At 74.4% G+C, this 20400-nt stretch carries 18 protein-coding genes; 9 read left to right on the top strand and 9 right to left on the bottom strand.

Translation table 11 applies throughout. The features are described 5' to 3' along the window. Window positions 1–50 precede the first annotated feature (50 nt). The 4 genes from AB0P03_RS01835 to AB0P03_RS01820 all read right to left on the bottom strand — a co-directional run bounded on the left by AB0P03_RS01835 (window position 51) and on the right by AB0P03_RS01820 (window position 3234). Window positions 51–1064, bottom strand: a complete 1014-nt coding sequence (locus AB0P03_RS01835) for a serine hydrolase domain-containing protein (RefSeq protein ID WP_363579343.1) — start codon at window positions 1062–1064, stop codon at window positions 51–53. Then, a complete protein-coding gene (locus AB0P03_RS01830) occupies window positions 1061–1993 on the bottom strand; it encodes a hypothetical protein (RefSeq protein ID WP_363579341.1) in 933 nt (310 codons plus the stop codon). The genes AB0P03_RS01835 and AB0P03_RS01830 overlap by 4 nt, the downstream gene beginning before the upstream one ends. Next, window positions 1990–2733, bottom strand: coding sequence for a hypothetical protein (locus AB0P03_RS01825; protein WP_363579339.1), 744 nt, complete (start codon window positions 2731–2733; stop codon window positions 1990–1992). Before AB0P03_RS01825 ends, AB0P03_RS01830 begins: the two co-directional genes overlap by 4 nt. Before the next feature lie 273 nt (window positions 2734–3006). Continuing rightward, the gene (locus AB0P03_RS01820) at window positions 3007–3234 is read right to left on the bottom strand and encodes a hypothetical protein (RefSeq protein WP_363579337.1); all 228 of its coding nucleotides are present in this window, start codon (window positions 3232–3234) and stop codon (window positions 3007–3009) included. Between the two features lie 155 nt (window positions 3235–3389). Between AB0P03_RS01820 and AB0P03_RS01815 the strand changes: the two genes are divergently transcribed. Both AB0P03_RS01815 and AB0P03_RS01810 read left to right on the top strand, forming a co-directional pair. Further along, window positions 3390–4163 (top strand): SDR family oxidoreductase, encoded by a 774-nt coding sequence (locus AB0P03_RS01815; RefSeq protein WP_363579335.1) that lies wholly within the window; start codon window positions 3390–3392, stop codon window positions 4161–4163. A gap of 160 nt (window positions 4164–4323) precedes the next feature. Further along, a complete protein-coding gene (locus tag AB0P03_RS01810; RefSeq protein ID WP_363579333.1) occupies window positions 4324–6165 on the top strand; it encodes an ABC transporter ATP-binding protein in 1842 nt (613 codons plus the stop codon). 92 nt (window positions 6166–6257) lie between these two features. On the opposite strand, the gene AB0P03_RS01805 is transcribed toward AB0P03_RS01810, so the two are convergent. Next, window positions 6258–6926, bottom strand: coding sequence for a lysophospholipid acyltransferase family protein (locus tag AB0P03_RS01805; protein WP_363579331.1), 669 nt, complete (start codon window positions 6924–6926; stop codon window positions 6258–6260). Window positions 6927–7100: 174 nt separating this feature from the next. Here AB0P03_RS01805 and AB0P03_RS01800 point away from each other — a divergent pair, with 174 nt between their 5' ends. After that, a complete protein-coding gene (locus AB0P03_RS01800) occupies window positions 7101–7313 on the top strand; it encodes an EF-hand domain-containing protein (protein WP_363579329.1) in 213 nt (70 codons plus the stop codon). 88 nt (window positions 7314–7401) lie between these two features. On the opposite strand, the gene AB0P03_RS01795 is transcribed toward AB0P03_RS01800, so the two are convergent. Next, entirely contained in the window at window positions 7402–9612 is a 2211-nt protein-coding gene (locus tag AB0P03_RS01795; RefSeq protein WP_363627560.1) for a bifunctional glycosyltransferase family 2 protein/CDP-glycerol:glycerophosphate glycerophosphotransferase, read from the bottom strand. 799 nt (window positions 9613–10411) lie between these two features. Here AB0P03_RS01795 and AB0P03_RS01790 point away from each other — a divergent pair. Continuing rightward, window positions 10412–10678 carry a hypothetical protein gene (locus AB0P03_RS01790; protein ID WP_063349971.1) on the top strand — a complete coding sequence of 89 codons (267 nt, stop codon included), beginning with the start codon at window positions 10412–10414 and terminating at the stop codon, window positions 10676–10678. 241 nt (window positions 10679–10919) lie between these two features. After that, the gene (locus AB0P03_RS01785; RefSeq protein WP_350875241.1) at window positions 10920–11366 is read left to right on the top strand and encodes a YjbQ family protein; all 447 of its coding nucleotides are present in this window, start codon (window positions 10920–10922) and stop codon (window positions 11364–11366) included. Between the two features lie 87 nt (window positions 11367–11453). Here the strand turns inward: AB0P03_RS01785 and AB0P03_RS01780 are convergent, their stop codons facing one another. Next, complete coding sequence (locus AB0P03_RS01780; RefSeq protein ID WP_363579325.1) at window positions 11454–12050, bottom strand: DUF1990 domain-containing protein; 597 nt, start codon at window positions 12048–12050, stop codon at window positions 11454–11456. A 153-nt stretch (window positions 12051–12203) separates the two neighbouring features. On the opposite strand from AB0P03_RS01780, the gene AB0P03_RS01775 reads away from it, so the two are divergent. Continuing rightward, window positions 12204–12431: a hypothetical protein gene (locus AB0P03_RS01775; protein WP_363627559.1), complete on the top strand. Its 228-nt coding sequence runs from the start codon at window positions 12204–12206 to the stop codon at window positions 12429–12431. 133 nt (window positions 12432–12564) lie between these two features. On the opposite strand, the gene AB0P03_RS01770 is transcribed toward AB0P03_RS01775, so the two are convergent. Both AB0P03_RS01770 and AB0P03_RS01765 read right to left on the bottom strand, forming a co-directional pair. Then, the gene (locus AB0P03_RS01770) at window positions 12565–15624 is read right to left on the bottom strand and encodes an SMC family ATPase (protein WP_363627558.1); all 3060 of its coding nucleotides are present in this window, start codon (window positions 15622–15624) and stop codon (window positions 12565–12567) included. After that, entirely contained in the window at window positions 15621–16790 is a 1170-nt protein-coding gene (locus AB0P03_RS01765; RefSeq protein ID WP_363579319.1) for an exonuclease SbcCD subunit D, read from the bottom strand. Before AB0P03_RS01765 ends, AB0P03_RS01770 begins: the two co-directional genes overlap by 4 nt. A 485-nt stretch (window positions 16791–17275) precedes the next feature. Between AB0P03_RS01765 and AB0P03_RS01760 the strand changes: the two genes are divergently transcribed. The 3 genes from AB0P03_RS01760 to AB0P03_RS01750 all read left to right on the top strand — a co-directional run bounded on the left by AB0P03_RS01760 (window position 17276) and on the right by AB0P03_RS01750 (window position 20347). Further along, window positions 17276–18160: a hypothetical protein gene (locus AB0P03_RS01760; RefSeq protein ID WP_363627557.1), complete on the top strand. Its 885-nt coding sequence runs from the start codon at window positions 17276–17278 to the stop codon at window positions 18158–18160. 205 nt (window positions 18161–18365) lie between these two features. After that, on the top strand, window positions 18366–19064 hold the full coding sequence (locus AB0P03_RS01755) for a hypothetical protein (protein ID WP_363579315.1): 699 nt from the start codon (window positions 18366–18368) through the stop codon (window positions 19062–19064). 506 nt (window positions 19065–19570) lie between these two features. Further along, entirely contained in the window at window positions 19571–20347 is a 777-nt protein-coding gene (locus tag AB0P03_RS01750) for an SGNH/GDSL hydrolase family protein (RefSeq protein WP_363579656.1), read from the top strand. Window positions 20348–20400: the final 53 nt, after the last annotated feature.

Raw genomic sequence — 20400 nt, 5'->3', positions numbered from 1 at the left:
CCCGCAGTGCCGCGATGCCGCAGCGCCGCAGTGCCGCACCCCCCAGGGTCCTAAGCCGCCCGCAGCACCTCGTACGCCGCCTGTAGGAAACGCCCGTCCAGCGACGGCCCGGTGTTGGCCAGGGCCGCCACCGCGGCCGACGCCTGGGGCGAGAACCCGACGAAGGCGGTGAACCCCCGGGTCGCCCCGGCGTGGAAGTACAGGTCGCGCCCGCCCGGGCGGCGGTGGTTCCACACCAGGCACAGCTCGTCCGTCGAGCGCGGCAGCCGCAGCCGCGGTCGCTGGACCTCGCGCAGCGCGGCCGCCAACTCGCCGTGGCCACCGCCGAGATGCGCCCTCAGGTAGCGCAACAGGTCGGCCCCGCTCGCCCGGAGCGCGCCGGCCCCCGGCAGTCCGGGGATGTGCCAGGGTGGCAGTTCCTGCCCGCGCCGGTACCCGACCGCCCGCCCCGGCGGGTCCGCCGTACAGGTGGTGGCACCGAGGCCCAGCGGTCGGAGGACCCGTTCGGCGAGCAGTTCCCCATAGGGCGACCCGCCCGTCTCGGAGAGCACCCGACCGAGCAGTGCGACGCCGTAGTTGGAGTACCGGTACCGGCTGCCGGGCCTGCACCGTACGGTGGTTCGGGCCACCCCTGCCCTCAACTGCTCGTCCCCGAACGCGACGTACGGATTGGTGAACCAGGTCGGTACGGCGCGCGCGGCCAGTCCGGGCGGCAGCCGGGGCAGGCCCGAGGTGTGGGTGGCCAGGTGCAGCAGCCGGATCGGCTCGGGGGAGCGGACGGTCACCGGGCGCCAGCAGTCCGGCAGGCGGCGTTCCACCGTGTCGTCCAGGGAGACGTCTCCGCGCGCGGCCATCTGTGCCAGCAGCAGCGCGGTGAAGGTCTTGCTGACCGAACCGAGTTCGAAGACGGTGTCCGGCGAGCACGCGGCCGTCCGCCCGTGCCCGAGCCGCCCGTGGCAGCGCACCTCCTCCGCGTCCCCGCGCGCGACGGCGACCGTGACGGCGCTGGCGTACGGCCCGGCCGCGCGCACCACCTCCGCGACCGCCGGACCCAGCCCGTTCACGCGACCGCCGTGGTGGCCCCGAGCGCCCGGGCGAGCGTGATGCCACCGGCCACCACCGCGACGACGGCGGTGTGCTGGTGGTCCTGGAACGCCTGCGCGCGGTCCTCGTCGACCGGGTCGGCGTCGCGCGGCAGCAGGCCGTCCTCGTGCTGGACGGCGGCCAGCGCGTCCCAGCCCTGCCGCCCGGTGGCCGGCTCACCGATGCACGCGTCGACCACGAGGAGTTCGGCGGCGAGGTCCCACTGGCCGATCTCCAGCCAGATGTCGAGCCAGGCCGGCAGCCAGTCGCGCACGTGGTCGCGCATCGGCTCCGGCAGGCCGTCCGGGCGGGCGCCCCAGTCCGTGAGGTGGAAGACGGTGTGGGTGATGTCGTAGCCGGTCATCCAGTTGACGGCCCACGGCTCGGGCGTGGCGCCCAGCCAGGTGCCGGCGGCGAGTGCGGCCCAGTCCGGCTGGTGGGCGAGCCCGATGACCCGTCGGGCGTTGGCGACCCCCAGGCGCCGGTTGGGGTGGATCTCCTCGGCGTGCGCGGCCCGCAACCGGCTGAGCGAATCGAGCAGTTCCTCCAGCGCCGGGTGGCGGTAGCCGGCCCGGGCGAAGTGGGCGTAGGTCTCCAGCGGGTCGGTCATGGTGAAGTGGCGCAGCTGCCGCTCGTACAGCAGGTCGCCCTCGCGCAGTTGCGCCCAGGCGTGGTCGAGCAGCTCGCGTGCGGTGCGGGCCTCGGTGGGCCCGGTGACGCCGTCGCGCAGGATCAGCGAAGCGGCCAGCGCGATCTCGCCGAGCGGCTTGTAGGCGTCGTCGGGGTCGGAGAGGTCGACCACGGTGTTGTCCGGGATCCGGCCGAGGCCGTCGGCGTGGGAGGCGTGCAGCCAGGCCAGCGCGCGGGAGGCGAGCCGCTGCGCGGTGGCGAGGACGTGGGTGTCGGTCATCGGACCCGGCTCCGTCGGTCGGTCGGCGGACGGGAGGAGCGGTCGAGCAGTCGACGGGCGACGGCCAGCTCGAGTCCGGTGCGGGCGCTACCGTTGCCGGCCAGCCGGATGCGTTCCAGGACGGGCTCGACCTCCAGCCGCAGCGGCCGGCCCTCGGCACCGGCCCAGGCGAGCCAGCGGGCGAGCCGGGCGGCGGTGGGGAGGCCGCGGCGCAGCATGGAGCGGACGGTGCCGCGGGCAAGGGCCAGGGTGTGCGCGCGGGCGGTGTCGTGCACCGGGCCGTCGAGCCCGGGCAGTGCCAGGACGGACAGCTGGGCCATCCGTACCGACCAGGTCTGCCAGCCGACGGCCTCCGGGCCCGGAGGCGGCACGGGCGGCGGGGCACCGGTTCCGTACGGCGTGCGGGCGAGCACCTGCCCGGCCGCCCAGTCCTGCCATGCGATCACCAGCGCGGCGTCGGCCGAGGCCGCTGCCGAGTCCGGTGCCGGAAAGGCCTGCCGCGCCTCGGCCAGCAGTACGGAGGTGGGCCCGTCGGGCGCGGCCCCGGAGAGTAGTTGCGGGGCGAAGAGGTCCGCGCCGAGCACCCGCAGCGCGGCCAGTGTCGGGCGCGGCACGGCGCTGTCCGGGTCCGCGATCGCGGCTGTGCCTCCGTCGCCCCGGAGGGCGTCGAGGGTCCGGCGCGCCACCCGTTCGACGGCTGCGGCGTACTCGTCGCGCAGTGGCGTCTCGGCGAAGGGCATCGGTGGTGTTCCTCCTGGTCGGGGAGCCCCCGGCGGGCGGCCTCGCGGGCGTGGGTTCGCGCGGACGGGCTCACGGGCGCGAGTTCACGCGGACGGACTCACGAGCGTGGGCTCACGAGCGTGGGTTCGCGCGGACGGTTCACGAACTCGGGCTCACGAGCCCTCGTCAGGCCCGCCGAGGAGCCGGGGAAGGGGTGGGCCGGTCCACGTCGGTGGACCGGCCCCGCGATCGGGCCGCCCGGCTACCGGGTCGGTGATCGGGTCGCCCGGCTGCTAGCGGGTCGACTTCTCCTTCGGCGGCTTCGGCGACAGCAACAGCGCCAGCAGCAGGAGTCCGAGGGCTTCGGGCGAGTACGTGGGCGCGTCGGACACGACGGCCTCGTCCTCCACCATCAGGCTCGCGAGTGTGTCCGTCTCGGCGCGCGTCGCGGTCGCCGCGGTCGGCGTGGTCGTGGCGGTCGGCGTGGTCGTGGCCTTGTGGGTCCGGCAGTGAGTAAGCATCAGAAGTGCCTCCTCAGTTGAGCGTCACCGCCCGGTCGGGCGATGCCCCCGTCCGAACGGTACGGGCGCGGTCCGGTACCTGCATCCGCAGATGGCCGGCAGGGATAGTCCGTTCGGAGTGGGCGCGGCTGCGGTGAGTCGGTACCGTCGGGGGCATGACCACAGCCTTGATCACCGGCGCGACCGCCGGCATCGGAGCCGCGTTCGCCCGCCGGCTCGCCCGCAGCGGCTACCAGCTCGTCCTGGTGGCCCGGGACACCGGGCGCCTGGAGCGTGCGAGCGCCGACCTGCACGCCGAGCACGGAATCGAGGTGGAGGTGCTGACCGCCGACCTCGCCACCGACGAGGGCATCGCGGCCGTCGAGGCCCGGCTCGCCGACTCCGCCCGCCCGGTGGACCTGCTCGTCAACAACGCCGGTTTCGGCAACAAGGGCGCGTTCGGGACCGTCCCGCTCCAGGACGAGCTGGACATGCTGAAGGTGCACATCGAGGCGATCCTGCGGCTGACCACGGCGGCCCTGCCGGGGATGCGCGAGCGCGGTCGCGGCGCGGTCGTGAACGTCGCCTCGGTGGCGGCGTTCCTGCCGCGCGGCACGTACGGGGCGAGCAAGGCGTGGGTGGTGAGTTTCACCCAGGGCGTGCTGCGCGACCTCGGTGGCACCGGAGTGCGGATGATGGCGCTCTGCCCGGGCTTCACCCGCACCGAGTTCCACCAGCGGGCCGGCATGGGCACCGGCAACATCCCGGCCTGGTCCTGGCTCTCGGCCGAGCGGGTGGTGGCGGAGGCGATGCGCGACCTGGCCCGGGGCCGCTCGTTGTCCGTGCCGGGCAAGCGCTACAAGGCGGTGGTGGCCCTCGCCCGCCTGTTGCCCTCCGGTCGGCTGGGCGGCCTGTCCTCGAAGGCGGCGCGCAGCTACCGGACGAACTGACGCGGTCGGGGCGGCCGGAGCATTCGGGGCGGCCGGACGGTAGGCCGGGCGGTCGCGGCGCCGTGGGAATAGATCCAGCCTCACTATTAGCTAGTCTAACTATGAGCTATTCTCGCTATGCTGGCGGCCGTCCGACCGCCCCACCCACGGAGGTTTGCCCTTGAGACCCACCACCATCAACTGGACCCCGCCCGAACGCGCCCAGGGCGAGCCCCGCCCGCCGGCCCAGTGGCGGCGCATCCTCGCCCTCTTCCGCCCGTACACGGGCCGCCTCACCGTCGTCGGGCTGCTGGTGGCCGCCTCCGCCGTGGTGTCGGTGGTCTCGCCGTTCCTGCTCAAGGCGGTCCTGGACACCGCGATCCCGCAGGGCCGCACCGGGCTGCTCAGCCTGCTCGCGCTCGGCATGGTTCTCGCGGCCGTGGTGAACAGCATCTTCAACGTCCTGCAGACGCTGATCTCCACCACCGTCGGCCAGCGCGTCATGCACGACCTGCGCACCGCCGTCTACAGCCACCTGCAACGGCAGTCGCTGGCGTTCTTCACCCGCACCCGCACCGGCGAGGTGCAGTCCCGGATCGCCAACGACATCGGCGGCATGCAGTCCACCGTGACGTCCACCGCGACCAGCCTGGTCTCCAACTTCACCGCGGTGATCGCCTCCGTGGTCGCCATGGTCGCGCTCGACTGGCGGCTCACCGTCGTCTCGCTGCTGCTGCTCCCGCTGTTCGTCTGGATCAGCCGGCGGGTCGGCAACGAGCGCAAGAAGATCACCACCGAGCGGCAGAAGCAGCTGGCCGCGATGAGTTCGGCGGTCCAGGAGTCGCTGTCGGTCAGCGGCATCCTGCTCGGCCGCACGATGGGCCGTTCCGACTCGCTCGCCCGTGAGTTCACCGGGCAGTCCGACCAGTTGGCCGACCTCGAAGTGCGGGCCAGCATGGCCGGGCGCTGGCGGATGAACACCATCCAGATCGTCATGGCCGCGATGCCCGCGGTCATCTACTGGGCGGCGGGGCTGTCCGCGGCGGGCGGCGCGCCGATCGTCTCGGTCGGCACCCTGGTCGCCTTCGTCACCCTCCAGCAGGGCCTGTTCCGCCCGACCGTCAGCCTGCTCTCCACCGGCGTGGACGTGCAGACCTCGCTCGCGCTCTTCCAGCGCATCTTCGAGTACCTCGACCTGCCGGTGGAGATCGCCGAGCCGCCGAAGCCGCGGAACCTGACCGACATCCGCGGCGAGGTCCGCTTCGAGGACGTCGACTTCCGCTACGACCCCGCGCAGGAGCGGCCGACGCTCTCCGGGGTCGAACTCAAGGTCCCGGCCGGGAGCTCGCTGGCCGTGGTCGGTGAGACGGGCTCCGGCAAGACCACGCTCAGCTACCTCGTCCCGCGTCTGTACGACGTCACCGGCGGCCGGGTCACCATCGACGGCGTGGACGTGCGCGAACTGTCCTTCGACACGCTGGCCCGCGCGGTCGGCGTGGTCTCCCAGGAGACCTACCTCTTCCACGCCTCGGTCGCCGAGAACCTGCGCTTCGCCAAGCCGGAGGCCACCGACGCCGAACTGGTCGAAGCCGCCCGGGCCGCGCAGGTCCACGAGACCATCGCCGCCCTGCCGGACGGCTACGACACCCTGGTCGGCGAGCGCGGCTACCGCTTCTCCGGCGGCGAGAAGCAGCGCCTCGCGCTCGCCCGGACGATCCTGCGCAACCCGCCGGTGCTGATCCTCGACGAGGCCACCAGCGCGCTCGACAACCGCACCGAACAGGCCGTCCAGCAGGCCGTGGACACCCTGGCCGCCGGCCGCACCACCATCACCATCGCGCACCGGCTCTCCACCGTCCGGGGCGCCGACCAGATCGCCGTCCTCGACCACGGTGAGGTGGTCGAACTCGGCACCCATGAGGAACTGGTGGAGCTGGACGGCCGCTACGCGGCGCTGCTGCGCCGGGAGGCGCCGGAGCCGGCCGTCGTCGTACCGGAGCCGGCCGCGCTCGGACACGTGTGAGCGCCCGAGCGGGTGCGGCGAGGCGTGATGTGGCGGGGTGTGACGTAGCGAGGTGTGGCGGGGTGTGATGCGGTGCGGCGCGCGGCCGGGGCCTACGCGGCCTTCGGCGCCTCGTTGTAGCTCTCCGCGACCTCCTGGCCGGAGAGCCGCTGGATCGCCGCCATCACCTCGTCGGTCACCTGTCGACGGGCCTTCAGCGAGCGGGCCTGCCCGTGCAGCTCGTCGAAGTGCAGCGGCTCGCCGAACCGGACGGTCACCTTCTTGATCCGCGGCACCCGCTTGCCGACCGGCAGGATCTGCTCAGGCCCCTCCAGCGCCACCGGCACCACCGGTACGCCCGCGGTCAGCGCCAGCCAGGCGACGCCCGTCTTGCCCCGGTAGAGCCGGCCGTCCAGCGACCGGGTGCCCTCGGGGTAGATGCCGAAGGCCTTGCCGTCCTCCAGGATCTCCAGCGCCGACTCCAGCGAGGCCTGAGCGGAACGGTAGGTGCCGCGCTCGACCGGCACCGCGCCGATCGCCTCGAAGAAGTCCTTGGAGAGCCGGCCCTTGAGCCCCGTTCCGGTGAAGTACTCGGCCTTGGCGAGGAAGTGGACCCGGCGCGGGGCGGTGAGCGGGATCACCACGCTGTCGATGAAGGACAGGTGGTTGCTGGCCAGGATGACCCCGCCCTTGCGCGGCACGTTCTCGATGCCCTCGATGGTCGGCCGCCAGATGCCGCGTGAGACGGGTTTCAGCACCAGCCTGGTGGCGAGATCGAGCATGGTCCCTCCCTGGACGAACGATCGCCCGGGAGGAGCCCGGGCCTGCAATCAGATCCGCAGACTACGACAACCACCCCCGCGGCCGTCCACTCCCGGCGACCGTGGCGCGCACCACGGCCGGGTAGGGTACGCCCGTCCGAACAGAGCACAACCCCGCAGTACCAGGAGGGCACGATGGAGACCACCGAGGCGATCAAGGCCATGTTCGACCGTTTCGACAAGAACGGCGACGGCAAGATCACTCCGGCCGAATACGCGCTGGTCGCGAACGAGATGGGCGACCACGACGTGACGCTGTCGATGGCCGAGGCCCTGATCCACGCCATGGACACCCACCACCAGGGCTTCCTGACCTTCGACGAGTTCCTGGCCGCCCGCCAGCGCTGAGCGTGCCGACGGGTCCGGTCGCCGTACCGGCGGCGCCGGGCCCGGTGCCACCCGGGTCCTCAGGGCTCCGGGAGCGCCGCGCGACGCCTCAGGACTCCACCGGGAACACCCGGCGCACCACCCGCTCCGCCGCCCCGCCGTCGTCCCACGGGCAGAACCGCGCCCGGAAGCGCGCCCGCGCGGCCGGCTCCGGATCGCCCGCCAGCAGCGCCTTCGCCAGCCCGTCCGGGTCCACCGTGACGGCCCCCGGCGGCTGCTCGAACAGGTCGAAGTAGACGCCGCGCACCCGCTGGTACTCCTCCCAGTCCGGCGCGAAGATCACGACCGGCCGGTCCAGCACCGCGTAGTCGAACATCATCGACGAGTAGTCCGTCACCAGCGCGTCCGCCGCGAGGTAGAGGTCCTCCACGGTCGGGTGGGCCGAGACGTCGACGATCGCGGCCGAACCCTCGCCCGCCGCCAGGTCGCCCGGGCCGCCGGTGTGGAAGTAGTGCGTGCGCACCAGCAGGGTGAAGTCCGGGCCCAGCCGCCGGGCCAGCTCCCGGACGTCCAGCAGCGGCACGTAGCCGCCCTGGTCGCCGCGGTGGGTCGGGGCGTACAGCACGGCCGTGGTGTCCGGCCGCAGCCCGAACCGCTCGCGCACGGCCCGCACTTCGTCCGGTGTGGTGTTGGCCAGCCGGTCGTTGCGCGGGTAGCCGGTGTCCAGCATCTCGTACCGGCCGGGGAAGGCGCGGGTGAAGTGCTCGCTGGTGTGCGGGTTGGAGGAGACCAGGAAGTCCCAACGGTCGACGGCCTCCTGGAGCCGGTCGAAGTCCATCCCCTCGGCGGCTTCGGGGCGTTCGCGCAGGTCCATGCCCATCGCCTTGAGCGGGGTGCCGTGTTGGGTCTGCACGTGCACGGTGCCCGCCCGCTTCGCCATCGTGCGCGGGAAGTTGACGTTGTTGACGAAGTACTTGGCGGTCGCCATCGCCTTGAGGTAGGCCGGGGTGTTGACGATCACGTACGGCACGCCGGGCGGCATGGCCGCGGCCTGCTTGCGGTTCTCCACCACCCACACGCCCCGGATCTGCGGCGCCAGCTCCCTGGCCTTCTCGTAGATCGCCGCCGGGCTGCACGCGTAACCCCGGTGCCAGTACGCCGCGTAGACCGCCAGGTGCTCGTCCAGCGGCAGCCGGCGGAAGGCGTTGTACGCGGTGAACCGGGCGCCGCTGCGCACGCCCTTCTTCACGGCCGGGGCCACCGCCCGTGCCCCGCGCTTGAGTTCGCGCGGCAGCTGCCCGGTGCGGCGCAGCTCCGCGTACGCGATCCGGGCGCCGCGCGCGGCCAGCCGGTACTGCACGCCGCGCACGCCGCCGGGGTAGCGGTAGCCGGTCGGGCGGTGCCGGGCGAAGTGCCGGGCGATCTGGCGGAAGAAGTCCTTGCGCCGGTCGACGGGGACCAGCCCGGGGGTGTCGTAGACGTTCAGCGCCTGCCGGACGGTCCGGTCGAAGACCAGGGTGCGCAGCGCGTCGGGGACGGGCCGGCCGGGGCGGTCCGGGCGGTCCAGGAAGGCGAAGATCGCGTCGTACTGGGCGAACACGTCGGCGTGCTTGGGGGAGGCGGTGGCGGTGATCGCGCCGTCCCGGCCACGCCGGTAGAAGTAGCAGGGGCGGTCGAGGTAGCGCAGCCGCTCGGCGGCCAGCAGCGCGGGGTAGGTGACCGAGATGTCCTCGTAGTAGCCGCGGCCGAAGGAGACGCCGAGGCCCTCCAGGAAGGCGCGGCGGAACACCTTGTTCCAGACCGACATCACGGTCTGGAACAGCGCCGGGTGCTCGGCCAGCGTGCACCCCTCGACCAGCGGGGAGTCGGCCAGCACGTGGCGCCAGGGGTTCGGCTCGGTCCCGCCGTCCGGGTAGACGTGGGTGAAGCCGGTGAGCAGGACGTCGGCGGGCGCCTCGGTACCGCGCTGCCGCTCCTGCTCCCGCTCCAGTTCGTCCAGGATCGCGCCCACCGTCCGCTCGGGCAGCCAGTCGTCGCTGTCCACGAACCAGACGTACTCGCCGCGCACCTGCGCCAAGGCGGCGGTGCGGGCGCCGCCGAGGCCCTGGTTCTCGGTGAGGTGCAGGACCCGAAGTCGGGGGTCGCGGGCCGCGTAGGCGTCCAGGATCGCGCCGGAGGCGTCGGGGGAGAGGTCGTCGACCGCGATCACCTCGAAACGGGACTCCGTGGCGGGGGTGTCGCCGAGGATCGAGTCGAGGCAGCGCGGCAGGAACCGCTCCACGCCGTGGACCGGGAGCACGATGCTGAGGAGGAGGGGCACGCTGGCCGAGTCTACCGATCCACCGGGTGCGACCTGCGGGGACGTCCGGCCGGAGTGATCGGTCGAGGTGACCGGCCGGGCTGACCGGTTGCCGTGGAGCCGTGGCCACGGTCGCCCCTGAGCCCGGAACCGCCGGTGCCGGGCCCTGAACGGGGCGGCACCGGCAGCCTGGCGGCGGCCCGGCCGACCCTCTACGGCCGGCCGCCTTTCCGGGCACCTCGCGAGCCTGGCCACCGCAGCGTCGAGGCGGCCGGGCAGTGGCTCGCGGGAGCCGGAGTTCTTCATCACTCGAACACGCACCCGGGTGCGATGCGGGCGCGCACGTGTTCTCACAGATATTGCTTGGAGGATTGCCGGGAGTCAATCCCTCGAATGTGTTCACTTCATGAAGCCTGGAGGTGTCGACCGGTCGCTTTGTCGATGGCCCCGGCTGTCCCCTATATCCACCGCGGCATCCGCGTCGTGTCCACCGCCGCATCCCTCATGGCTCTCGGGCGGACCGGCGGGCCGCCCGCGGGACCACCGGCAGGACCGTCCGCAGGGACGCGTGCGGGGTCGCGTGCGCCCGGCGCGCGCCGCGTGGCCGGGCGCCGTGCCCGTGCCCCGGGTACTGCTGACAGATGGCCGGTCGTGCACCATCATTGATGCCTAGTCGTGATCGGCCTGGTGGCCCCTGGTGCATCGTCAGTTGACGCCGCACGATACGGTGGCACAACACCAAGGACGGTTGCGCGAAGGCCGTCCATCGCGGATAGTCTTCGCCTCACGGCCCTGGCGCCTCGTAGGGGTGGGAAAACTGATGGAACACATGCAAGTGCGGACTCGGCCCCGCGTGCCGGCGATCCAGTGCGGTGTCGGCACGACCGGCCGTCGGATCGACCGACACCTGGCCGTGCTCGGCGCGCCCGCGCTCCCGGCGGTGGACACCGCCGAGGCGCTCGGGTTGATAAGGGAGCTGACGCCGCGCGGCGCGGACGCCCCGACGGCCAAGCGTCGTCACGCGCGGATCTCGCTGCTGACGCCACTGCGCCGGCTGCGGCGAAGCCTCTTCGGCGGGCGCGGCTAGCGCCCGTCGGCTCGGGGCCCACGGCTCCGCGGCCCGGGGCCTCCCGGGCCACCCGATGCGGATCGGGACCCCGACCCGGCGGACCACACGGACCGTCGGGTCTTCGGCGTACCCGGCTCCGGGGCCGCCCCGGCTGGGCCGATGTGGTCTAAACCTTTCACCCTAGTGCACCTCGCCGCCCCCACAGGCGGAGTCGGCGAGGTGCTGCGCGAGGCCCGCCGAGGTGGGTCAGGATGGCGCCATGGCGGACAACATCCACTCCACCCACCAGGGCCTCTTCCAGACCACCACCTTCGAGATCACCACCGGCAGCCGAGAGGTCGCGCTCGACATCACCGACCGCTGTGCCGCGTTCCTCACCGAACGGGCCGCCGGCCGCGACGGCCTGCTCAACGTCTTCGTCCCGCACGCCACCGCGGGAATCGCCGTCCTGGAGACCGGATCCGGCAGCGACGACGACTTCCTCGCCACCCTGCGCGAACTGCTCCCCGCCGACGACCGCTGGCGCCACCGGCACGGCAGCCCCGGCCACGGCCGGGACCACGTGGTGCCCGGCCTGGTCGCCCCGCACGCCACCCTGCCGGTGATCGGCGGCCAGCTGGCGCTCGGCATCTGGCAGTCCGTGGTGCTGATCGACACCAACGGTGACAATCCACGCCGAACCGTGCGGCTCTCCTTCTTCGGCTGATCCGGCTCCCTCGGCCGAGGCTCCTTCGGCCGACACTCCTTCGGCCAGGACTTCTTCGGCCGACACTCCTTCGGCTGACTCGACGCTCTACTCGACGGCGGGACCGGCCGGGCCCGCGGGCCCGGCCGGCTCGGCCACGGCGACGGCGGCGGCCACCGCGGCCAGGTAGCGCTCGATCGCCAGGTACTGGCAGAGCAGCGCGACCGGCCGGCCCAGCCGCGCGTACCAGGCGGTCAGCCGGGAGAACGCCGACACCTCGAACCACACCTCGCCGGCGGCGTCCATGGACACCAGGAACGCCTCTTCGCCGCACTCCGGGTGCCCGGGGAGCGTGCCGTACGCGAAGCCGATCCGATCCGGCTCCTCGACCGTCCACACCACCCGGCACGGGATCACCAGCCGGGGCCACCGGCCGCCCGGCAGGCTCAGCCGCAGCAGCACCGTCGACCCCGGCTCGGCCGGCGCGTGCGGGTACACGGCGAAGCCGGTGCCCAGCTGGCTTCCCCAGCCGAGCACGTACCGCCCGGCCCGGGCCAGCACCTGCGGCCCGCGGCCCAGGTGCACCCGCCGCCGCAGGTGCGCGTAGCCGTCCGGCAGCGGGCCGCCGCGGGTGGCGCCGACCTCGGGGTAGGAGGGCGCGGTGGCGCGGGCGGCGAGCAGGCGCCGCTGGAGGTCGGTGGCCATGCGGTCACCGTAGCCGGGCGTCGCGGGCCCGCCGCCGGCGGGTCGCCCGGGGCGGAGGGGGGCGGGGCGTGGGGCGGGGCGGTCCGGCGCTCGGGTCGGGCTCGGGCCGGCGGCGCCTTGCGGCGGGGGCCGGGGGCGGAGTAGGAAGGCGGCATGAGCGACAGCGCGAGGAACGAGGACACGGCGGTCTGCGAGTTCGCCCCCGACGGCGGGGTGCAGGCGGCGCAGGCGGCGCTGGTGCGCGATCCGGCGTCGACCGGGCCGCGGGCCGACTGCGTCCTGTGCGGGGAGCCGACCGAACTGCCCGCCGACCACCCGGGCAGCACGCTCTGCCCGGTCTGCACCTGGCAACAGGCCCAGCGGGTGGCCTGTTCGGGCTGATGCGACGCAGTGTGCCCTAGCCGCAATGCCACCGGCTTGACAGTGCCCGCAAGCCGTTGACCTGCGGCGATGCAGGGCCCAGAAGGCACCGGAAGGCCGCCTCAAGACCGCTGGCAGTGCCCCTGAGCGGTCCCTAGGCGTCCTCCCGCCCGGCCAGGGCCAGGGTCGAGCCGCGTCGCCCCTTGCGGACCAGGAGCTGGGCGGGGATGCGGGTGCGCAGGTCGGCGACGTGGCTGACGATGCCGACCGCCCGGTCGCGTTCGCGCAGGCCGTCGAGGACGTCCATCACCTCCTCCAGGGACTGCTCGTCGAGCGTGCCGAAGCCCTCGTCGATGAACAGGGTGTCCAGCGGCATGCCGCCGGCCTCGTCGGTGACCACGTCGGCCAGGCCCAGGGCCAGGGCGAGGGAGGCGAAGAAGCTCTCGCCCCCGGAGAGCGTCGCGGTGTCCCGCTCGGTGCCCGTCCAGGCGTCGACCACCCGCAGGGCCAGACCCGAGCGCTTGTTGCCGGTGCCCCGGTCGTCGCTGTGCACCAGGGTGTAGCGGCCGCCGGACATCCGGACCAGCCGGTCGCTGGCCGCCGCCGCGACCTGCTCCAGGCGGGCCGCCAGGACGTAGGACTCCAGGCGCATCCGGAGCCGGTTCTCGGTGGAGGTGCCGGCGGCCAGCGCCGCGAGCCGGTTGATCCGCCCGTACCGGGCCAGCGCCGGGGCCAACTCGGCTGCGAGGTCCGCCAGTTGCCGGCCGATCGAGGCCAGTGCCGCGCACCGTTCGGCGGCCGCCGAGCGGGCGGCGTGGGCCCGGCCCAGCCGGTCGGTGGCGGCGCTGAGCGCGGCCGCGGCGGCGGACAGGTCGACCGGCGGACGGGCCGCGGCCTCGGCCAGATCGGGCAGTGCGAGTTCGTGCCGGACGGCGGCGGACTCGGTTCGGTGCCGCTCCAGCCGGGCCGCCAGCCGCTCGCGCTCCGCGCGGGGGAGCAGTACGGCGAGGGCCTCCTCGGGGCTCGGGAAGCCCGCTGCGGCGGCGGCCTCGGCGAGCTCGCCCTCGGCGTCCCTGAGCCGGGCCAGCGTCTGCGCGCAGGCCCGCGAGGCCTCGGCCACGGCGGCGACCCGCTCGACCAGCCGCTCCAGCGCGGCCGCCCGCGCGGCGACGGAGGCCGCCTCGCCCCGGGCCGCGGCCACCCGCGCGGCGAGTTCGTGCTGTTCGTGCTGGAGCGCCTGGAGCCGGTCGGTACGGACGGCGGCGCGCTCCCGGGCCTCGCGCAGCTCGGCGAGCCGGCGGTCCTGGTCGGCCGACAAGCGGGCGATCTCCTGCTCGACCCGGCCGAGCGCCTCCGCCGAGTGCAGCGCCTCGCGGTGCTCGCGGTCCAGCTCGGCGAGGGCCTGCGCGAGCGCGTCGGCACCCTCCGGCCCGGCCGCGCCGGTGGCGGTCGCCTCGCGGACCCGCAGCGCGGTGAGGGCCTGGTCCGCTGCCGTCCAGGCCTGTTCGGCGACGGCCTGGGCCCGGCGGGCACGCTCCTCGTCGTCGGCGCCGACCCGGCCGTCGGCGGTCTCGGCGGGTGCCGGGTGTTCGGGCGAGCCGCAGACCCGGCACGCCTCGCCCGCGCGCAGTTGCTCGGCCAGCTCGGCGGCCATGCCCGCCAGCCGCCGCTCGCGCAGGCCGAGGCCGTACTCGCGGGCGTCCAGCGCGGCGGTGCGCAGGGCGGCAGCGCGCGGCTCGGCGGCGGCGATCTCGGCCCGCAGGCCGTCGCGCTCCCGGGCGGCGTCCAGGCGGGTGCTCAACTCGACCCGTCGGCCGTCGAGTTGCTCGACCAGCGCGCCCGCCGACCGGGCCCGGTTCTGCTCCTCCTGGAGGCCTCCGAGCCGCTCGTCATACTCGGCCAGCCAGTCCTCGGCCTCCTCGGCGAACTCGTCGGCCCGCCGGCGCTCCTCGTCCAGGCTCCGCTGCTCGCGGGCGAGTTCGGCGCAGCGCCGCTCCTCCGCCCCGGCGGCCTCCAGCCGGACGAGCCCGGCCCGCAGGCCCCGTTCGGCCTCGGCCAGCTCGGCGGCCCCCGCCTCGGCCAGCGCCGGGCCCCCGGCGGCCGCGCTGCCCGCGCCGCCGTCGCCGTCGCCGGCCAGCACCTTGCGGTGCCGACGCTCGGCCTCCCGGGCCCGCCGGTGCGCCTCGGCCGCGCCCTCGTGCAGCCGCAGCGCGGACTCCACCCCGACGGCCGCCTGCGCCGCCGCCAGCCGCCGGCCGTCCCGGGCCGCCTCGGGCTCGAACGCGGCCAGCCGGTCGGCCTGGAGCAGCGCCTGCCGGTGGCGGTGCTGCCGCCCGGCCAGCTCCTCGGCGGCCGCTCGCTCGCCCTGGGCGGCGCGTTGCGCCTCCTCGGCGCCCGCCAGCGCCTCCCCGGCGACGGTGAACTGTTCGGCTGCGCCGCTGCGCAGGATCGCCGCCCAGCCGAGCACCCCGGCGGTCAGGTCTGCGGCGTCCTCCTCGGCCGGCACCCAGCCCTCTGCGGGCTCGGCGCCGGGGCCGGCCGCCTGCTCGGCCTTGCTGGCGAGATCCCGCAGGCGGCGCCGGCCGGCCTGGACGGCGGCCTCCTGGACGCGCCGCTGCTCCGCGAGCCACCCCTCGACGTGCTGGAACCGCTCGGTGTCGAACAGGCGCCGCAGCAGCTTGCCGCGCTCCTCCGAGTCGCCCTTGAGGAAGCGGGCGAAGTCGCCCTGCGGCAGCAGCACCACCTGGCAGAACTGCTCCCGGTTCATGCCGATCAGCCGGTGGATCTCCTCCCCGGCCTCCTGGTGCGACTTGCTCACCGCCCGCCAGCCGGGCGTGCCGTCCCCCGCGTCGGCGGCCCACTCGCGCAGCAGGGTCTGCGGCCGCTCGACGGTGGTGCCGGTGCCGACCTTCTTCGGCCGCCGCTGCTCCGGCAGCCGGGTGATCTGCAGCCGCCGCCCGCCGAGCGTCAGCTCCAGCCGGACCTCGGTCAGCCTGCGCGCCTCGGCGTGGTCGCTGCGCAGCCGGTTGGCCCGCCGGGTGCCGGGGACGTCGCCGTAGAGGGCGAAGCAGACCGCGTCCAGCACGCTGCTCTTGCCCGCGCCGGTGGCGCCGCGCAGCAGGAACAGGCCGCCGGCGGCGAGCGCGTCGAAGTCGACGCTCTCGCTGCCCGCGAACGGGCCGAACGCGCTGACGGTGAGCCGGTGCAGCCTCATCGGGGCAGGTCCGCCTTCCGGTCGGTGGTCTCCCGGACGCTCTCGAACCCGGCGCGCAGCCAGCCCAGCTCGTCCGGTTCCGGCTCGGCACCCGGGCGCACGTGCCGCAGGAAGCCCTCCGCGATCTCCAGGTCGGCCCGGCCGCTGACCCGGGCCGCGTACGACCGGGAGGGCTCGGCCTCGCTCTCCTCGGGGTCGAAGAGCAGCTGGAGGGTGTGCGGGAAGCGGCGGCGCAGCTTCTCCATCGGCTCGCTCGGGCGGGCCGCGTCGGTGAGCGTCGCCTGTACCCAGGCCTGCTCGTACGGCGCGTACTCGTCCTTGGTGAGCAGCGCGTCGAGGCTGTCGCGCAGGGTGGCGAGCGGGCGCGGGCGCGGGCAGTCGACGCGCTCGGCGGCGACCGAGCCGTCGGCCGCGAGGTCGACCAGCCACATGGTCTTGCGCTGGTCCACCTCGGAGAAGGAGTAGGCGAGCGGCGAGCCGCTGTAGCGCAGGTGCGGGGCCAGGGTCTGGCAGCCGTGCAGGTGGCCGAGCGCGGCGTAGTGCACGCCGTCGAAGACGGAGGCGGGCACCGAGGCGACGCCGCCGACCGCGATGTCCCGCTCGCTGTCGCTCGCCGTCCCGCCGGTGACGAAGGCGTGCGCCAGCACCACCGCGCGGGTGCCGGCCGGGCGGGCCGCGAGATCGGCCCGGACCTGGTCCATCGCCGCGCCGAGCACCGCCGCGTGCCCGCCGCGCTCCAGCCCGAACCGCTCGCGCACCAGCGTCGGCTCCAGGTACGGCAGCCCGTAGACCGCCACCGGCCCGTGCTCGTCCGCCAGCAGCACCGGGGCGGCGCACTCGCCCGGGTCGGTGCGCAGGTGGATGCCGGCCCGGCCGATCAGCCCGGCGCCGACGCCGAGGCGGCGGGCCGAGTCGTGGTTGCCGCTGATGAACACCGTCGGCACGCCCAGCCCGGCCAGCCGGTGCAGCACGTCGTCGAACAGGGCGACCGCGTCCAGGCCCGGCAGCGCCCGGTCGTACACGTCCCCGGAGACGAGCACGGCGTCCACGCGCTCGGCCCGGACCACGTCCACCAGGTGGTCCAGGAACGCGCGCTGGGCGTCGTGCAGGCTCTCCCGGTGGAAGGAGCGGCCCAGATGCCAGTCGGAGGTATGCAGCAGTCGCATGGTTCCCGACCTTAACGTCCGGTACTGACAGTCCCGTCCGGATCAGGAGACCCGAGGGTCTCGGGACATGCGCGTTCGATTACTCGGGGTGGATTGTCAGTGGCTCTGTGTATGTTCCTCGACGTCGGCGGTTCCGGGGTCGGGGCCGTCGGCGGTGTCCGGTGCTGGGCTAGTCGGTGGGAGGAACCATGCGGGTGTGGTCGTCGGGTCGTGAGGGCTCCGGGGTTGCGGAGCGTTGTGCGGGGCGTTGTGGGGGCCCCGGGGGTTCCGAGTGTTCCGGGGCCGTGGATGTCTTCGGGCGGTCGCGGGTCCGCCGGCGGGTGCTGCTGCGCGCCGGGCGGCGGGCCGGGGCGGACGGTGGGCCGGGCGCTCCCGGTGGGGCCCGGCCGTCCGGTGGTGACCGGCCGCCGGGAGGGCGTGCGGGCGGGGCGGGTGCGCGGGGGCGCCGCGGCGGGCGGGCCCGGGGTGCTCCGCCGCCGCAGCCGGTGGCGGTCGCGCTGGCGGCGGCTGCGGCCGACTTCGCCGGCCTCGCGCGGTACGGGTTGTTCGGCCGGCTCGCCCACCAGGAGTACCTGCGGCGCTCGGAGGAGCAGCTGAGGGCCCTGCACGCGCAGGGCCTGGAGGTGCACTTGCGGGTCCTGGAGGCGGGTGACTACGAGGACTACTGCACGGCGCTCGGCCTCGACCCCCGGACGCCCGCCGCCCGGGTCGCGTACGCGGGCGATCCGGAGCTGGCCGGGGAGCCCTTCGTCTACGCGGGGGAGCGGCTGGCCGAACTGCTCCCGGTCCTGCTGGACGACCACCGGGCGCGGGTGCGGATGTCCGTCGCGGGCGTGGCCCTGCTGGAGGCGGTCGGCGACGACCCGGACGGGCAGCGGCGGCTGGCGGCGGTGATGGGGTACGTGACGTCGGCCTACCTCGCGCTGGCCGAGGGCGCGGGGGAGGGTTGCCACCTGCTGACGCTGCGCTGCCACGGCCCGGAGGACGGCGAGCAGCTCAGCTCGGCGGTGGAGGTCTGTGTGGAGGCGGGCGGCCTCTACCCCGCCGGGCGGGACACCGAGGCGTTCTGCGTCACGCTGGCGGCGGGGGTCGCCGGTGGTGGGGCGGGGGCGTTGCTGCTGCACGGCGATCCGGGCGTCCCGGCGCCCGGGGCCCCGGCCTCGGACGGGCCGTGGGTGCGCGGTTGGGCGCTGGCCGGCGGGCGGTTGCGGCCGATGACGGTGCACGAGGTGTTCGACGAGCTGGCCGACGACGCGGCGCGCGGGCTGCCGTTCCCGCCCGGGGTGGTCCCGCGACCGGGCTTCCCGCTGCCGGGCTTCCCGGAGCCCGGCTCGGCTGGGCCGGGGGAGGGGGGTGGGCCGCTGGGGTGATCAGGGGGTTTCCACCCCTGTCATCCACCATGCGGCGCTGGGGACTGTTCATCGACCGCCTGTTCGGGGAAGATTCGGAGAAGATCAACAGCAGGAGCGCGCGGTGCCCCACGCCGCCGCTCCGGCCGCTCCGCTCCGTACCGTGCTCCGCAGGTCCGTCCCGCGCACTGCCGGTCCGGCGAGCCCGACAGCGAGAGGGGGACGCATGAGCCGGATCGAGTACAGCGCGGAGATCGCCGAGCTGCTCGGCAGGGTGCGCCGGCGTCCCACGGCGGGGTGGCCGTGGCGGCCGGGCGAGCAGGTGCCCGAGGGGCTGCCGGTGAAGCAGTCCTGGGGGTGGCTGTTCGCTCCCGACGGGCGGGTGCTGACCCTGGTCAACCCCAGGGACGGGATCTGCTCGCTCCCCGGCGGATCGCTGGAGCCGGAGGACGCCGGGGATCCGGCCTCCGCGCTGGCTCGGGAGGCGGCCGAGGAGGCCCAGGCCGTGATCGGCCGACCGTACTACCTCGGTTACCTCTACGACCGGGTCGGCTCGGCCAACGGCGGGCACGAGTGCGCGCGGGTCCGGATGGCGGCGGCGCTGCGCGCGGTCGGCCCGAGCGCGGCCGACCCGGCCTCCGGCCGGCACTACCGGCGGCTGCTGGTCGCGCCCGGACTCGCCGTCGAGCTGCTCGGCTGGGGCGCGCCCGGGCTGCGCCAGGCCCGGGTGGCGGTCGCCACCGCCGCCCGCCGGCTCGGCGTGCCGGTCGCCGCGAACGAGGCGATCGAGGAGCTGCCGGTGGAGGGCTGCGTGGTCTTCCCCGGCGCCGTCTATCCGGATGCGGTGTGCTCGGACGCCGGTTGCTCGGATGCCGTCCACCCGGATGCGGTGTGCCCGAGCGAGCCTCACCCGGGCCTCGCGTAGCCCGAGGAGGGGCTGCCGGGTGCCGGCGCCGTCCGTCTGATCCGTGGTCAGGGTTTCGAGCCGGAGTCGCGTGCGTCGGAGTCCGCGTGCGCTGACGCCCTTGCGCCCGGGGTCGGTTCGTGCGGGGTCGGTTCGTGTCGCGCCGGTTCGCGCCGGTTCTCGGCGCGCTGTGCCATGGCGAGCCCCGGCACCCCGCGACGCGTCGTACGGCGGGTGGCCCGGCGGTGGCCGGGCCGTAACGGTGTCCTGGCCGTGCCCTGACTACCAACTGACCACTCGCTGACTTTTTCACCGACCACCGTCTACGCGCGATGACCGACGCCCGTCGGCGTACACCGGCGCTGACCAGCGCCAACTCACGCCCTGTGGACGGTGGTTCACTTCTGCGTTGTCGGACAGCCCGTCAATGTCCTTGGCATGAGCGCTTCCCGGTTCACCTACTGCCTGGTATCACTTCTGTGACCCATACCACACCAGGAGGTGCCATGCTCCGTCCAGCTCGCGCCATGTCCGTTGCCGCGATAGCGGCTCTGCTCACTCTGACCACGTTGTTCACCGCGTCATCCGCGAATGCGGCGAGCGTCAACTACGTCGCTCTCGGGGACTCCTACTCCGCCGGTGTCGGTGCCGGCAGCTACCTGAGCGACAGCGGCAACTGCAAGCGAAGCACCAACGCCTACCCGTACCTGTGGAAGAATGCGCACTCGCCGTCGTCCTTCTCGTTCGTCGCGTGTTCCGGCGCCAGAACCGGAGACGTCCTCAGCAACCAGCTCTCCGCGCTGAGCTCCAGCACCACGCTGGTCAGCCTGTCGGTCGGCGGCAACGACGCCGGCTTCGCCGACACCATGAAGACCTGCGTGCTGGAGTCGGACAGCACCTGCCTCAGCGCCGTCAGCACGGCCCAGAACTACGCCCGCAACACCCTGCCCGCCCAGCTGGACAAGGTGTACTCGACGATCCACGCCAAGGCGCCGAACGCCCACGTGGTGGTGCTGGGTTACCCGCACCTCTACAAGATCGGCGGCAGCTGCATCCTCGGCATCAGTGACACCAAGCGCGCCGCGATCAACGGTGCCGCCGACACGCTGGACGAGGTCATCGCCAAGCGGGTCGCCAACGCCGGCTTCAGCTTCGGCGACGTGCGCAGCATCTTCACCGAGCACGAGATCTGCGGCTCGCAGACCACCTGGCTGAACAGCGCCACCCTGCCGGTCGACGAGAGCTACCACCCGAAGGCCGCCGGCCAATCCGGTGGCTACCTCCCGGTCTTCACCCAGTCGTAACGGCTTCGCGCCGGTAGGCCGTCGCTTCAGGGCGCCGCCGAACCGGCACACGG

Origin of the sequence: Kitasatospora sp. NPDC088779 (assembly GCF_040685395.1) — a bacterium.
Lineage (GTDB): Bacteria > Actinomycetota > Actinomycetes > Streptomycetales > Streptomycetaceae > Kitasatospora.
This window is presented reverse-complemented; position numbering and strand designations above follow the sequence as displayed.